16 protein-coding genes are annotated in these 14365 nt (G+C 72.6%); 12 read left to right on the forward strand and 4 right to left on the reverse strand.

The annotated features are described in order from the left end of the window. The first annotated feature begins 49 nt into the window (after positions 1 to 49). The 5 genes from ACIRBY_RS36795 to ACIRBY_RS36815 all read left to right on the forward strand — a co-directional run bounded on the left by ACIRBY_RS36795 (position 50) and on the right by ACIRBY_RS36815 (position 4218). Entirely contained in the window at positions 50 to 901 is an 852-nt protein-coding gene (locus tag ACIRBY_RS36795) for a BTAD domain-containing putative transcriptional regulator (protein ID WP_403909150.1), read from the forward strand. An 88-nt stretch (positions 902 to 989) separates the two neighbouring features. After that, the gene (locus ACIRBY_RS36800) at positions 990 to 1718 is read left to right on the forward strand and encodes a ScbR family autoregulator-binding transcription factor (protein WP_403909153.1); all 729 of its coding nucleotides are present in this window, start codon (positions 990 to 992) and stop codon (positions 1716 to 1718) included. Positions 1719 to 1792: 74 nt separating this feature from the next. Beyond that, the gene (locus ACIRBY_RS36805; protein ID WP_403909156.1) at positions 1793 to 2614 is read left to right on the forward strand and encodes a BTAD domain-containing putative transcriptional regulator; all 822 of its coding nucleotides are present in this window, start codon (positions 1793 to 1795) and stop codon (positions 2612 to 2614) included. A gap of 202 nt (positions 2615 to 2816) precedes the next feature. After that, on the forward strand, positions 2817 to 3632 hold the full coding sequence (locus tag ACIRBY_RS36810; protein WP_403909158.1) for an NAD-dependent epimerase/dehydratase family protein: 816 nt from the start codon (positions 2817 to 2819) through the stop codon (positions 3630 to 3632). A 79-nt stretch (positions 3633 to 3711) separates the two neighbouring features. After that, a complete protein-coding gene (locus ACIRBY_RS36815; RefSeq protein WP_403909161.1) occupies positions 3712 to 4218 on the forward strand; it encodes a DinB family protein in 507 nt (168 codons plus the stop codon). Positions 4219 to 4224: 6 nt separating this feature from the next. Here the strand turns inward: ACIRBY_RS36815 and ACIRBY_RS36820 are convergent, their stop codons facing one another. Then, entirely contained in the window at positions 4225 to 4773 is a 549-nt protein-coding gene (locus ACIRBY_RS36820) for a flavoprotein (protein ID WP_403909164.1), read from the reverse strand. A 182-nt stretch (positions 4774 to 4955) separates the two neighbouring features. Between ACIRBY_RS36820 and ACIRBY_RS36825 the strand changes: the two genes are divergently transcribed. The 3 genes from ACIRBY_RS36825 (at position 4956) to ACIRBY_RS36835 (ending at position 7077) form a co-directional block, all read left to right on the forward strand. After that, complete coding sequence (locus ACIRBY_RS36825; protein ID WP_403909167.1) at positions 4956 to 5159, forward strand: DUF4287 domain-containing protein; 204 nt, start codon at positions 4956 to 4958, stop codon at positions 5157 to 5159. A 78-nt stretch (positions 5160 to 5237) separates the two neighbouring features. After that, positions 5238 to 6065, forward strand: a complete 828-nt coding sequence (locus ACIRBY_RS36830) for an NAD(P)H-binding protein (protein ID WP_403909170.1) — start codon at positions 5238 to 5240, stop codon at positions 6063 to 6065. 19 nt (positions 6066 to 6084) lie between these two features. Further along, on the forward strand, positions 6085 to 7077 hold the full coding sequence (locus tag ACIRBY_RS36835; RefSeq protein WP_403909173.1) for an AraC family transcriptional regulator: 993 nt from the start codon (positions 6085 to 6087) through the stop codon (positions 7075 to 7077). Here the strand turns inward: ACIRBY_RS36835 and ACIRBY_RS36840 are convergent. The 3 genes from ACIRBY_RS36840 to ACIRBY_RS36850 all read right to left on the reverse strand — a co-directional run bounded on the left by ACIRBY_RS36840 (position 7074) and on the right by ACIRBY_RS36850 (position 9692). Then, the gene (locus ACIRBY_RS36840; RefSeq protein ID WP_403909176.1) at positions 7074 to 7547 is read right to left on the reverse strand and encodes a GNAT family N-acetyltransferase; all 474 of its coding nucleotides are present in this window, start codon (positions 7545 to 7547) and stop codon (positions 7074 to 7076) included. The genes ACIRBY_RS36835 and ACIRBY_RS36840 overlap by 4 nt on opposite strands. Before the next feature lie 299 nt (positions 7548 to 7846). Continuing rightward, the gene (locus tag ACIRBY_RS36845) at positions 7847 to 8512 is read right to left on the reverse strand and encodes a ScbR family autoregulator-binding transcription factor (RefSeq protein WP_403909179.1); all 666 of its coding nucleotides are present in this window, start codon (positions 8510 to 8512) and stop codon (positions 7847 to 7849) included. 184 nt (positions 8513 to 8696) lie between these two features. Beyond that, positions 8697 to 9692, reverse strand: coding sequence for a ScbA/BarX family gamma-butyrolactone biosynthesis protein (locus ACIRBY_RS36850; protein WP_403909182.1), 996 nt, complete (start codon positions 9690 to 9692; stop codon positions 8697 to 8699). Positions 9693 to 10855: 1163 nt separating this feature from the next. Here ACIRBY_RS36850 and ACIRBY_RS36855 point away from each other — a divergent pair. The 4 genes from ACIRBY_RS36855 to ACIRBY_RS36870 all read left to right on the forward strand — a co-directional run bounded on the left by ACIRBY_RS36855 (position 10856) and on the right by ACIRBY_RS36870 (position 14276). Then, the gene (locus tag ACIRBY_RS36855; RefSeq protein ID WP_403909185.1) at positions 10856 to 11677 is read left to right on the forward strand and encodes a BTAD domain-containing putative transcriptional regulator; all 822 of its coding nucleotides are present in this window, start codon (positions 10856 to 10858) and stop codon (positions 11675 to 11677) included. Positions 11678 to 12003: 326 nt separating this feature from the next. Then, complete coding sequence (locus ACIRBY_RS36860; protein ID WP_042811903.1) at positions 12004 to 12825, forward strand: AfsR/SARP family transcriptional regulator; 822 nt, start codon at positions 12004 to 12006, stop codon at positions 12823 to 12825. A gap of 153 nt (positions 12826 to 12978) precedes the next feature. After that, positions 12979 to 13242: a phosphopantetheine-binding protein gene (locus tag ACIRBY_RS36865; RefSeq protein WP_366455863.1), complete on the forward strand. Its 264-nt coding sequence runs from the start codon at positions 12979 to 12981 to the stop codon at positions 13240 to 13242. 74 nt (positions 13243 to 13316) lie between these two features. After that, a complete protein-coding gene (locus ACIRBY_RS36870) occupies positions 13317 to 14276 on the forward strand; it encodes an SRPBCC family protein (protein WP_403909188.1) in 960 nt (319 codons plus the stop codon). Positions 14277 to 14365: the final 89 nt, after the last annotated feature.

Below are 14365 nucleotides of genomic sequence, written 5' to 3' on the forward strand. Positions count from 1 at the left end.
TGTTTTCTACTGACTCTTGCGACTCATCCAAAGGACAGGGGAGTACGACGTGGACATCGATGTACTGGGCGCACTCGCCGTGCGGGAGAACGGGATCTCCATCACGCCCACCGCCCCCAAGCCCCGGCAGGTCCTGGCACTCCTGGCCCTCCACGCCGACCAGGTCGTCCCGGTCTCGGCACTGATCGAGGAGCTGTGGGGGACGATGCCCCCGCGCAGTGCCCGCACCACGCTGCAGACCTACGTCCTCCAGCTGCGCGCGCTGATCGCCACCGCCCTGGAGGGGAACGACGGGGAGCGCACCGCGAAGGACGTGCTCGTCACGCTGCCCGGCGGATACATGCTGAACAGCGGCGGCGGCACCAGCGACGTCCGCGAGTTCGACCGGCTGGCCGGCATGGGCTACCGGGCCATCGACGCGGGTGACCACCCGGTCGCCGCCCAGCGGCTGCGCGAGGCGCTCGCCCTGTGGTCCGGGCCCGCCTTCGCCGACGTCCAGGGCGGCGTACAGCTGGACATGGAGACGCGCCGCCTGGAGGAGATCCGGCTCTGCGCGCTCGACCAGCGCATCGAAGCCGACCTGAAGCTCGGCCGCCACCGGGAGCTGCTGGCGGAACTGACGGTCCTGGTGAGCCGGTACCGCACCCACGAGAACCTGCACGGGCAGTTCATGCTCGCCCTGCACCGCTCGGGCCGCCGCGGCGAGGCGCTGGACGTGTACCAGCGGCTGCGCGCCACGCTCGTCCGGGACCTGGGGCTGGAGCCGTCGACCACCCTGCGCCGCCTGCAGCGGTCGATCCTGATGGCCGGTCCGGAAGGCGGCGTCGGAGGCAAGCAGGCGCCCGCGGCCGCGACGGCCGCCGCAGTGGGAGTGAGGGCGGACCGGCTCGTACGGGCCTGACCCGCGCGGCTGGTGCCGGCCGGAAGCGGGCGGGCCGGCCGGAGAACGGCCGGGGGGAACGGCAGCGGGGGCGGAAGGAGACGGAGCGGTGCAGGAAAGGTCGGAGCGGACCCGCAGGAGGTTGGTCTTCGCCGGGGCCGAGTTGTTCCACCGCAACGGATACGCCAACGCGACGCTCGGTGAGATCGCGGGTGCGGCCGGGGTGACGAAGGGGGCGCTGTACTTCCACTTCGCCTCGAAGGACGAGCTCGCGGATGCCGTCCAGCAGCGCGGGTGCGGTCTGCTGCACGAGGCGGTCCGGGGACTGCGGGAGAGCGGGGCATCGCCCCTGCAGGCGCTGATCGACACCACGCACTGGCTGGCGCGGACGCTGCACGAGGATCCCGCGATCCCGGCGAGCTTCCGCATCACCAAGGAGTGCGCCGGACAGCAGCCGCCCGCCGTGGACTTCCACGGGGCGTGGCTCGAGGCGGTCTGCGAACTGCTGCGGATGGCGCGGGACGCGGGTGAACTGCCTCTGGACCCGTCGCTCGACGGGCTCGACGGCGGGGACGCCGCCGGCGAAGGGGGCAGCGCCGCCGACCGCTGGGAGAGCGCCGAGGCGCTGGTGGCCGCCGCCGTCTGCGGCATCGAGGTCCTGGCCGGGACGGGGCTGTCCTACGCGGAGCTCCAGCGGAAGGTGGCCGCCCTGTGGGGGCTGCTGCTGCCGAGCCTCGTGGGCGCCGAACGGGCGCGGGAATACCGGACGCGGGCCCGTGACACGCGGCTGCCGGCGGACGGGGAACGCAGCCGCCGACACCTCGGCAGCCGGGTCTAGGGGGTGTGCCGGAGAGGTACGGGCCCGGTCGGGCGCGGAAGAGCGGGGCGAAGCGACGTACGGAGGGGGAGACCGTGAGAATTCAGGTTCTGGGTCCGCTGAGTGCCGAGGTGGACGGGGACTCGATCGTGCCGACGGCGTCCAAGCCGCGGCAGATCCTGGCCCTCCTCGCGCTGCACCCCGGGCAGGTGATGCCGGTGCCCACCCTCATGGAGGAGATCTGGGCGGACGAGCCGCCCCTCAGCGCGCTGACCACGCTGCAGACGTACGTCCTCCAGCTGCGCCGGCGGCTCGGCACGGCCATGGGCGCCGGACGGCCGGGGGCGGCGAAGGAGGTCCTGACGACGCGGCACGGCGGATACCTGCTCCAGGTGCCGCCCGGGGCCGTCGACGCCCACGTGTACGAGGGGCTCGTCGCCCGGGGACAGGCCGCCTTCGACGGCGGCGACGACGAGGGCGCCGCCGCCCTGCTGCGCGAGGCGCTCGGGCTGTGGCAGGGGCCCGCGCTGGTCGACGTACGGGTGGGGCCGGTCCTGGAGATCGAGGTGATGCGGCTGGAGGAGAGCCGGCTCGTCACCGTCGAACGCCGGATCGACGCCGACCTGCGGCTCGGACGACACACCGAACTCCTCGCCGAGCTCACCGAGCTGGCCGCCCGCCACGCCCGCCACGAGGGGCTGCACTCGCAGCTGATGGTGGCGCTGTACCGGTCCGGTCGGCAGGCCGGCGCGCTGGACGTCTACCGGCGGCTGCGCGGACGGCTGATCGGGGAGCTGGGCGTCGAACCGTCGCCGCAGCTCCAGCGGCTGCACCAGGCCATGCTGAGGACGGACCCGGCGCTGGACGTGGCGGCGGGCCCCAAGCGGGGTTCGACCTTCGACCTCTACGCCGCGTAGGGCGCGGAGATCCTTTTCGGAATCCTTCCGGGAAGGTGTCACATCCGGTGGTGCCCGCCTGTCCCCTCTGTGAGACCACGACGGAGGAGGACGGCCATGAAGGTGCTGCTGGCGGGTGCGAGCGGGGTACTGGGACGGCGGGCGGCGGCGGCCCTGCGCGCGGCGGGCCACGAGGTCGCGGGGCTGGGCCGGGGCGCGGGGGATGGACGTACGGGCCGACCTGCTCGACCGGGAAGGGCTGCTGCGGGCCGTCGACGGGCGGGGCTTCGACGCGGTCGTGCACGCGGCCACCGCGCTCTCGGGCAAGGCCATGGCCCGCCACCAGGACATGGCGGGCACCAACCGGCTGCGCACCGAGGGCACCGTGAACCTGCTGGCCGCCGCCCGTGAGACGGGGGCGCGCCGGTTCGTCGTCGAGTCGATGATGTTCGGCTACGGGTACGGGGACCACGGCGGGGCGCTGATCGGCGAGGACGACGGCTTCGGGCCGCGCGGCGCGAACGTCTGGCTGGAGCGGCACGTCGGCGCGATGCGGACCAAGGAGGAGCTGGCGTTCACCGCCGACGGGATCGAGGGCGTGAGCCTGCGGTTCGGGCTGTTCTACGGCGAGGGCGTCACCGACGGCCACCTCGTGCCGCTGCTGCGGGCGCGCAAGCTGCCCGTGGTCGCGGACAAGGGGCGGGCACTGAGCTGGGTCGACGTGGCGGACGCGGCGCGGGCGGTGGCCCTGGCGGTGGACGCCGGGCGCGCGGGCGAGGCGTACAACGTCGCCGACGACACCCCGGTCGGCTGGGGCGGGCACATGGGGGCGGTGGCGGAGGCCTTCGGGGCGCCGGCGCCGATGACCGTACCGCTGTGGGTGCTGCGGCCGGCGCCGCTCGCGCACGCCATCATGGGCACCGACCTGCGGATGTCGAACGCCAAGGCCCGGCGGGAACTGGGGTGGCGGCCCGGGTACGGGAGCAGCCTGGACGGAGTGCGGGCGCTGGCGGGCCCGCGGGGGCGGGTGGCGGCCTGAGACCGGACGCCGGGCCGGGTGGCCGTCCAGCATGCGGAAAGGCCCGGTGGGGTGCGGCCGCCGGTGTGATCATCGGCCGATGAGCGATGAACGGCGCACCCCGCCCGAGCTGGTGGGCGACGAACGGGCCACCCTGACCAGCGTCCTGCAGTGGCAGCGGGACACCCTGCGGATGAAGTGCGCGGGCCTGACGGACGAGCAGTTGCGGCGCAAGGCCGTCCCCCCGTCCGGGCTGAGCCTGCTGGGGCTCGTGCGCCACCTCGCGGAGGTGGAGCGCGGCTGGTTCCGCAACGTGCTGGCCGGGGAGGACGTCCGCGGGTACTTCCCGAAGAACGAGGCCGGGGAGTGGACGGAGTTCCACGTCGAGGACGCGGACCCCGCCGAGGCGTTCCGGATCTGGGAGGAGACCTGCGAGCGGTCGCGGAAGATCGTGGCGGCCGCCGAATCCCTCGACGTGCGGGGGCACTTCGGCGACCAGCCGTACTCGCTGCACTACATCCTGGCCCACATGGTCGAGGAGTACGCCCGGCACAACGGGCACGCGGACCTGCTGCGCGAGGCGATCGACGGGGTCACGGGGGAGTAGGCCCGCTCAGGCGGCCCGCTCGGCGGTGGCGCGGTCCACCGCGTCCAGGGCGGTCTGCCACGGGAAGTGCGGCGGGGCGTCGGTGCCGGCCGGGCCGGGGACGAAGCCGCCCTCGCCGTAGAGCAGCTCGGCGCCCGCGCCGCGCAGGACGGCGAGGGACTGCTCGAACTGGGGGTGCGCGGCGAGCGCCGTGTTGGTGCAGGGCATGGCGACCACCGGGACGCCCTTGCCGAGGGCCTCCGCGGCGACCCCGACGGTGAACCGGTCGGTGAGGCCCAGCGCCCAGGCGTTGACCGTGTTGAAGGTGGCGGGGGCGAACAGCACGGCGTCCGCGGCCGGCCACACGTCTGGCTCCCCGGGGAGCTTGTACTGCCAGCGCACCGGGTTGCCGGTCAGGGCCGCGAGCCCGTCGAGGCTCTCGGACACCCATCGTGCCGCCGTCGGGGTCAGGCCCACGCAGACGTTCCAGCCGCGCGACTGGGCGTCCTCGATCACGTGGGCCACGTCGAAGACGGGCGGGGCGGCGGAGCAGAACAGGTAGAGAGTCCTCGTCATGTGGATCATGGGATCACATGCCGGGGGCCGGAGCGTCCTGAGGGTCCGACAGATCCGGAAGACCCGGGCGGCTCCGGGCGGAAAAACCTCCGGGGTCCGCGATGAGTTTCCGCACGGACGCCGGTCCACCCCTGTGGGACGGGAGCCGTCCCCATGGAAACAGCCACGAGGAGCGTGACGAGATGAGCGAGCCGGTCAAGGGCCCCGCCAGCTACTTCCCTTCGATCGAGAAGAAGTACGGTCGCCCGGTCGAGGAGTGGAAGGAGATGATCCGGTCGTCTCCGCTGGCCAGGCACATGGAGCTGGTCGCCTGGCTCAAGAGCGAGCACGGGCTCGGGCACGGGCACGCCAACGCACTCGTCGCGCACACCCTCGCGGAGAAGTAGCGGGGCGTGGACGCACGCGTATGCGGGCGAGCGTCTGGGCCATGTCGCGTCCCGCCGTGCGGGGATTGACTGGTTCTCATGACGACGAACACGAACGAGACGAAGAAGACCCTGGTCATCGGCGGCAACGGCAAGACCGGGCGGCGCGTGGCGGAGCGGCTGGCTGCCGCGGGGCGGCCGGTGCGGATCGGCTCGCGGACCGGCGCGCCGGCTTTCGACTGGCACGAGCCCGCCACCTGGGGGCCGGCCCTGCGGGACGTGGACCGGGTGTACGTCACCTACCACCCCGACCTCGCCTTCCCCGGAGCCGCCGACCAGGTCGGCGCCTTCGCGGAGGCGGCCGTCGCCGCCGGGGTGCGGCGGCTGGTGCTGCTGTCCGGGCGGGGTGAGGAGGCGGCGCGGCTCGCGGAGGAGCGGCTGAAGGCCTCCGGCGCCGACTGGACCGTCGTGCGCGCCAGCTGGTTCAACCAGAACTTCGACGAGGGCTTCTTCCTGGACCCCGTACGGTCCGGGGTGATCGCCCTGCCGGTGGCGGACGCGGTCGAACCCTTCGTCGACGCCGGTGACATCGCCGACGTGGTGGTGGCGGCGCTCACCGACGACCGCCACGTCGGCCGGACGTACGAGCTGTCCGGGCCGCGGCTGCTGGGCTTCGGGGAGGTGGCCGCCGAACTGTCGAAGGCGACCGGGCGCGAGATCGCGTACGTGCCGGTCTCCGACGGGGAGTTCCGGGCGGCGCTGCGCGAGGAGGGGCTGCCGGAGGAGTTCGCCGAGCTGTTCACCCTGATCCTGGACGGGCGCAACGCGCACCTGGTCCACGGGGTGGAGGAGGTACTGGGGCGCCCGCCGCGGGACTTCGCCGACTACGCGCGCGAGGTGGCGGCCGGCGGGGTCTGGGACGTCTGAGAAGGGCGAGGATGGGGGCATGGACACGTTGACCGGCCTGCTCGACGGGCCCAAGGCCCGGGGCGCCGTCCTGCTGAAGTCCGTCTTCGACCCGCCGTGGGCGTTGCGGATCGAGGACCGGGCCGCGCTGTCGGTGATCACGATGGTGCGGGGCACGGCGTGGCTGCTGCCCGACGACGGGGAGCCCGCGCTGATCGGGCCTGGCGACGTGGCGGTCGTACGGGGGCCCGGGGCGTACACCCTCGCGGACGGCCCGGACACCCCGGTGGAGATCACCGTCGGCCCCGACCAGCGGTGCAGTACGCAGGAGGGCGAGGACCTCGGTGAGCGGCTGGCGCTCGGGGTGCGCACGTGGGGGCGGCCGGGTCCGGGTGCGGGCGCTGCGGTGATGCTGAGCGGGACGTACCAGGCACCGGGCGAGATCGGGCAGCGGCTGCTGGGCGCGCTGCCCGCGGTGCTGGTCCGCCCGGCGGGGGCCGCCGACACCGCCCTGATCGCGCTGCTGGCCTCGGAGGTGGCGCGGGACGAGCCGGGGCAGGAGATCGTGCTGGACCGGCTGCTCGACCTGCTGCTGATCGGGGTGCTGCGGGCCTGGCTCTCCGCACCCGGGGCGGGGGCGCCGGGCTGGTACCGGGCGCAGGGCGATCCGGTCGTCGGGGTGGCGCTGCGGCTGCTGCACGAGGACCCCGCGCACGGGTGGACCGTGGCCGAGCTGGCGCGGAAGGCCGGGGTGTCGCGGGCCGCGCTGGCCCGGCGCTTCACGGAGCTCGTCGGGGAGCCGCCCGTCGCCTATCTGACGGGCTGGCGGCTGACCCTGGCCGCCGACCTGCTGCGCGAGCCGGACGCCACGGTGGCGTCGGTGGCCCGCCGGGTGGGGTACGGGAGCGCGTTCGCGCTGTCGGCGGCCTTCAAGCGGGTCCGCGGGGTGAGCCCGCAGCAGTACCGGGCGGGGGCGGCCGGGGCGGAGGTGCCGGGGGTGCCGGGCACCGTGGTGCTGGGCCGGACCGTCTAGACGAGGTCGCGGACGCCCACGGGCTCGTCGCCGCTGAGTTCGCCGGTGCGGCGGAAGCCGAGGCCCAGGTAGAAGGGCTCGGGGCTGTCCTCGACCGGCTTCCAGGTGACGTACACCCGCTCCCCGCCGCGGCGGCGTACCTCCTCCGTGACCGCCTCGACGGCGAAGCGGCCGTAGCCCCTGCCCTGCCGGTCGGCGGCGATGTTCAGGCGCCACAGGCCCGAGCGGCGGTGCTCGGGGTCCTTCGCCGGGTCCCAGACGAAGTCCATGAAGGCCATGACGAACCCGACCACCTCGTCCCCGTCCACGATGGCGCGGGGCCAGGCGACGTCCCCGTGGACGTAGGCCTCGGCGAGGGACTTCATGACGGGGGAGACGAGGTGCTCCTGAGCGGGGTGGACCCGTACGGCGCACACCGCGGCGAAGTTGTCCGGGGTGACGGGGACCAGGCGCAGGGAAGAGTCACTCATGGACGCAACCCTAGTCCGCAGAGAGCTCTTGAAAAGAACGGGACGTGCGGTATATTTTCTGCAGCAGATGGCAGGGGGGCATGTGTTGCAGGCACAAAGAGCGAGGGTGGGCGGGGTGGAACCCCCGCGGCCGCGCGGAGCGCCGTTCCGGTCCTTCCCGGCGAGCCGGAACCCGGCCGCCCTCAAGGGATGCGGGGGCGGCGCGGGGCGCACCGCGCGGGCGTCCGCCGGCCGGCGGTGCGGGAGGGAAAACGGAGCCGCCCCGCAGGGTGTGCGGAGCGGCCGGGCGCGGGGGCCGTTCAGCCTTCCTCGTTCGCCAGCTCCCGGGCCAGCTGCCGCGCTTCGTTGTAGACCTCTTCCGCGCGGCCTTCGCCGAGGTGCAGCGAGGCGAGGACCGAGGGCTGCGCGACGCTCGGCATGAGGTGGCGCAGCAGCGCGTTGACCCGCTGCCCGAGGTCCTGGTGGTCGGTGAGTGCCTGGGACATGGACTGGACACCGCCGTAGGCGCCGGTGATGACGTCGGCGGTTTCGGCCGGTACCACGTGCGGGAGCAGCTCTCCCTGGGCCTGGGCCTGCTCCAGGAGGTCCGTGAACTTGTCGACCCAGTTCCGGAACGGACGGCTTCGGTCGAGTGGACCGGCGTTCACGTCGAGGCTCAGCCGGACACCCGCGCGGACCATGGGGTTGGTCCGCAGGCGGTGGGTGTGCAGCATGACCGCGTCCACCACCTCCTGGAGTTTGGCGGGGCGCTCCGGGAGCTGGAGATCCTCGTTCTGCGCGGTGAGGACGCCCTGGGCCAGGTCTTCCTTGGACTGGAAGTGGAAGTACAGGGCGCCCTTGGTCACCCCGGCGACGGTGAGGATCTCCGAGATGGTGGCCGCCTGGTAGCCCCGCTCGTCGAACACCTTGGCCGCCGCGCTCAGGATCGCCTGGCGCGTGCGGATGGCTCGGACCTGTTCAGCCACGGTTGGCTCCTTCCCTCGCAGATACCCGGAGCGTCGGAAGCCCTGCTGCAAACCGTCCGTCCCGTTCGTATCTTACAGCGGGTGACGCCGACGCCAATGAGCGAGGGCACCGCGGCGCGAAAAATGACCGAGGGCGGGCGGGACCGTGGTGCGGCCGGTGAGGGGAAAGGGAGGGGTGTACGGGTCAGCAGCCGTAGGAGGGCGCTGTGACGATCCCCACGAAGGTGAGCTCCCCGTTCTGGTGGCCGGTCACGCGGACGACCTCCTCCGCGCCGGGCACGTCCTGGTACAGGCGCTCGGACTCGATGACGCAGGGTGCGTCCAGTTCGACGTACCGCTTGAACTCGCCGGAGACGCCGAGCGGCAGGAAGGAGGGGCGCCCCAGGGCGGACGCGGCGGCCTGCCGGGCGGCCTCCATGAGGACCATGCCCGGTACGTGGTCGACCCAGTGGTCGAAGAGGACGGGGTGGTTGGTGTCGACCCGGAGCTGCCAGAGGTTCTCCTGGCCGAGGGGGGAGAGGACCACGTCGGTCGGGGAGAGCCGGGCCACGCTCTGCGGAGCGGCCGGGGCCGTCAGCGGCAGCGGGCGGTGGTCGGGCTTCAGGACGTGGTCGGGCCGGATCCGCTGGTACACGGCCGGGCTGGTGCAGGTGACGGAGGCCCGGCCCGTCGCGACGACGTGTCCGTCGCGGCGTACGACCGCCTCGTAGCCGAGCCCGGAGAGCCGGCCCGCGCGGCGCTTGATCTCGACGCACGTGATCTCGAGGTCGACGACGGCCGGCGCCGGGCCGACCCGCAGGTGCTCGGGTCTCACGATGTCGACGCCGAGGTCCCACAGGACGAACTGGTGGCCGAGCGGGACGGCGAACTCCGCGTGCCCCAGGAGGTAGGCGATCTGGCGGATCGTTTCGGCGCAAATGAGCGGGTCGTAGTAGCCGTCGGCGACGGGGGTGAAGAACGCGTGCGAGAGGGGCCACCGGGCGGTCACGGAGAAGCGGGCGTCATCCAGCCGCTGCCAGTCGGTGAGCAGGACCTGTGCGGCGGAGGTGCGGTGCACCAGTTCCTTCGGAACCCCGGTGAAGGACGGGAAGTGGGAATCGTTCCGTTGTTCCGGAGCCGTGACCGACTCCGCCGGGTCGTAGACCGCTGTGCGCCCAACGTGAAACGTGCTCGCGCTCATTGTTCCCCCTAGACAGCGCTGACCAGTAACAGGTGTGACTGCTCAGAAAAATATATACCAACCGGTTTTTTCTCCAGAGGTAGCCGGGAGCAGGTCCGGGAAATATATGGAAGAGCGGATTCCGGCCAACTGGTCGGCGCATATTTGCCCAGGTCTCCGCCGGTCGACCGGCAGTGAATCTTCGCCACACGTCGAGAATGATCTCAAGCGCGTCAAGAGCGATCCTTTAGCCGGGGGGCGGGTGCGGGGGGTCAGGGTGAGGGGGGTGGGGGGTGGTTGCGCGGTGACGGGTTTCCTTTGCGTACCCGGGAGATCCGGCCGGGGCCCCAGGGCCCGCGCAGTGCGGCGGACGGGTCGCAGGGGAGGCCCCGGGCCGCCGGACACCGGCGACATGTGCTGATTCGCGCAGTTCAGCTCGTTCGGTAGTGCCTGGGGTGGTGGCGGGAGCCGGAGCGGGGTCGGGTGGACGGGTTCGGCTCCGGTGGTCTGCGGACGGCCTCCGGATGGTTCGCCAACGTGAAGTGGCCGCGGCGCGGCGGTTTCCCCGCGCGGGGCGGTCCGACATGTGGACACCGGGGAATCGGCCAACGGGCGCCCGGCGGACCACCTCGGGGGGAAGGGCCGGCGGCGCCGGGAAGGGGGTCCGGAGGCCGCTGGTCCGAGCCCCGAACGCCGGGGGGAGCCCCCCTCCCGGCGGCGGTCTCCTCCCCTCCGTTTCGAGCGGTGCTCCAGCGGTGCTCCGCTCCCGTTCCGCCGTCCGCCGACCGAAGGTGCAGTTCAGCAAACCGGGAAAGCGGTTTGTGGAGCGGTCGTAATTCCGTACTGCCGGGACCGGGAGGTCTCGAAGCGCGCCTTCTGGCGGGATGTGAACCGCCAGAGGAGCCAGAATCAGCCAACTGTTCGGTCGATTCTCGGCCGATTCTCGTCGATTTGAGGGGCGATCTGGCGGGGTTCTTCTGCCCCTGGGGGCGGGTCCGGCAGGCCGTCTGCTCTCGCCAGACCATTAGATCCGCAGGTCAGAGGCCGTTTCTGAGAGGCCGGACGGACTGCGACAAGCAAAAAACGGTACAGCCGGTTTGGTATTGACAAACCGGCGTAGCTGTTTTTTCCTCGTTCCAGCGAACTTCGAGGGTTCATCCAAGGACGAAGCAGGGGAGTACGGCGTGGACATCGATGTACTGGGCGCTCTGACCGTGCGGGAGAACGGGGTCTCGATCACTCCCACCGCCGCCAAGCCCCGCCAGGTCCTGGCGCTGCTCGCGCTCCACGCGGACCAGGTGGTCCCCGTGGCCGCGCTGATCGAGGAGCTGTGGGGGACCGAGCCGCCGCGCAGTGCCCGGACCACGCTCCAGACGTACGTGCTCCAGCTGCGCGGGCTCATCGGCAACGCGCTCGAGGGCACCGACGGGTCGCGCACCGCCAAGGACGTGCTCGTCACGCTGCCCGGCGGCTACATGCTCAACAGCGGCGGCGGCACCAGTGACGTCCGCGAATTCGACCGGCTGGCCGGGATGGGCTACCGGGCCATGGACGCCGGGGACTTCCCCACGGCCGCGCGGCTGCTGCGCGAGGCGCTGGCCCTCTGGTCGGGGCCGGCCTTCGCCGACGTCGACGGCGGGGTGCAGCTGGACATGGAGACGCGGCGGCTGGAGGAGACCCGGCTGTGCGCGCTCGACCAGCGCATCGAGGCCGACCTGCGCCTCGGCCGGCACCGCGAGCTGCTCGCGGAGCTGACCGTGCTGGCCAGCCGCTACCGCATCCACGAGAACCTGCACGGGCAGTTCATGCTCGCCCTGCACCGCTCCGGCCGGCGCGGCGAGGCTCTCAGCGTCTACCAGCGGCTGCGCTCCACCCTCGTGCGCGAACTCGGCATCGAGCCGTCGGCCGCCCTGCGCAGCCTCCAGCGTTCGATCCTGATGAGCAGCCCCGAGAGCCCGGCGGAATCCCCGGAGGGCGCGCGGAAGCGGCTGGCGCGGGTCGGCTGACCCGCGGGGGCGCGCGGAGAACGGCGGCCGATATGAGAAATCTTTGTCAGGTCTTTTGCAGAAGCTGCCGGAAAACCTGAGAAGTAATTTGCACAGCCGGGAATCGGAACAGATACGAAGAGCCAGATCCACGGGCTGAGCACGAGGTTTGACCTTCTGTCGGAATCTTGTGCTGGGAATCCGCCGTCTGTTCCCCCGTTTCGGAGGTCCGCTCGACGTCGGCTTGAGCGCCCGGTGATGTTGCCCTGGGCTGGCTTACCGTCATCGGGTCGAATACTGATAACCGAGGGTATCTCGACGAAATGTGGAGGGGAGACGGGGAGACCGTGGAGATTCAGGTTCTGGGTCCGTTGAGTGCCGAGGTCAACGGGGCATCGATCGTTCCTACGGCGGGCAAGCCGCGTCAGATCCTGGCGCTTCTCGCGCTCTACCCGGGCCGGGTGATGCCCGTACCGACCCTCATGGAGGAGATCTGGGGCACCAAGCTGCCCGAGAGCGCGCTCACCACCCTGCAGACGTACATCCTCCAGCTGCGCCGCAGGCTCGGCACGGCCATGGGGCCGGGCGCGCCGGGTACGGCCAAGGACGTGCTCGCGACGCGGCACGGGGGCTACCTGCTCCAGATCCCGCAGGAGTCCGTGGACGTCCACACTTACGAGGCCCTCGCGGCCGCAGGCCAGAACGCCTTCGACGAGGGCGACGACGAGCGCGCCGCGGACCTGCTGCGCAAGGCGCTCGACCTGTGGCAGGGCCCCGCCCTGGTCGACGTACGGGTCGGGCCGATCCTGGAGATCGAGGTGCTGCGGCTCGCCGAGAGCCGGCTCGTGACCACCGAGCGGCGCATCGACGTCGACCTCCGGCTGGGCCGGCACACCGAACTCCTCGCGGAGCTCACCGAGCTGATGGCCCGCAACCCGCAGCACGAGGGCCTGCACTCGCAGGCCATGGTGGCCCTCTACCGCTCGGGCCGGCAGGCGACCGCCCTGGACGTCTACCGCCGGCTGCGCGCCCGGCTGATCGGCGAACTGGGGGTGGAGCCCTCGCAGCAGCTCCAGCGCCTGCACCAGGCGATGCTGCGGGTGGACCCCGCGCTGGACGTGGTCGCGGGACCGCGCCGCAGCTCGACCTTCGATCTGTACGCCGCCTAGGTATATCAGGGGGCGGCCGGACGGCCCGACGGTGTGGTGGCGGGGCTCCAGCGCGGCTGGGGCCCGGCGTGAGCGGCCCTCCAGAGCGCTCGGCCAGGCTCGTGGCGACGCGGTATGCGTCGCCACGCCGGCCGACCAGGAGAGAGGCACACCATGCACCGGCTCGAACTCACCGACCTGACCCGCATCCTGCGGATCTGGGGAGGCGAGGAGGAGTGCGTCGAGCTGACCGAGGACGTCCAGGACCTCTACTGGGACGAGCTCGGGTACGACTCGCTCTCCGTCCTGCAGACCACCGGCTCCATCGAGCGCAAGTTCGACGTCCTCCTCGACGGGGAGCTCCTCGAACGGGGCGACACTCCCCGGCGCTTCCTCGAACTGGTCAACCGGGTCCTGGGCAGCAGGGCCGCGGTCTGAGGCACCAGCGGCGGTCCACTCGGACTCCGGCGGATCGCGACAGGATCTGTGCCAAGCGCTGAGAGAGGTGTCCGATGTCAGTGGAGCGAGTGCACCGGCTGTCGTACGCGGTCGACGCGGCCGCGCCGGCGGGAACCCTGTACACCCTGGTGGCCGACACCACGCCGTGGCCGCTGTTCCTGGCGGACACCGTCCACACGGAGCGGCTGGACTTCGACGGACTCACCGAGCGGTACCTGCACTGGACGGGGGCGGACAGGGAGCCGCGGGCGTCGCTGTGGCGGCGGACCCTGGACGCCGGGCGGCGGCGCGTCGACTTCCGCGAGGAGCGGCCCGAAGGGCCCGTGACGGCTTCGAGCGGCAGCTGGCGCGTGGAGCAGCTGGCCCCGGGCTGGTCGCGGCTGGTCCTCGAACAGGACCTCACCGTCGCGGAGGTCCCCGGGGCGCAGCGGTTCCTCGACGCCGCGGTGGCGCGGGGGCGGGCGGCGGCCGACGGGCTGCGGGCCGTCGCCGAGGGATGGCGGGGGCTCGACGGGCGCCTGGTGTCCTTCGAGGAGTCCGTCCGGATCCAGGGGCCGGCCGAGCCCGTCCAGACGTTCCTGTACGAGGCGGGGTCCTGGCCCGGCCGGGTGGCCCACGTCACGGGGGCCGAGGCGGTGGAGCTGCGGCCCGGGGTGCGGCGCGCCCGGCTGGCGAACCGGGACGGGGACGGCTCCCCGTACCCGACGGACGAGGTGCGGGTGTGCTTCCCGGCGGCCGGGCGGATCGTGTTCAAGCGGCTCCGGCCGCACCCGCTGCTCGCGGCGCACTCCGGGGAGTGGTCCGTCGAACCGGACCCGGCCGGGGTGACCCTGGTGTGCCGGCACGACGCGCTGCTGGACGGGAGGAAGGCGGAGCGGGTGCCGGGGGCGGACGCCGATCCCGCGCGGGCGCGCCGGTACATGCGCGAGCTGCTGGGGAGGGAGTGCCGGGCCGTGCTGGACGCGGCGCAGGAGTACGCGGGGGAGCCGGTCAGGGCCCTGCGGTCGGTGTGATCGTGCGTGGCCCCGGCTCCGGCCCGGGCGCCGCCGTACGGGTCCGTGGCCCGTCGCCCCCGGAGGGGCGGCGACGGGCCACGGGCGTC

The organism is Streptomyces sp. NPDC096136 (genome assembly GCF_044763325.1).
Taxonomy (GTDB): Bacteria; Actinomycetota; Actinomycetes; order Streptomycetales; family Streptomycetaceae; genus Streptomyces.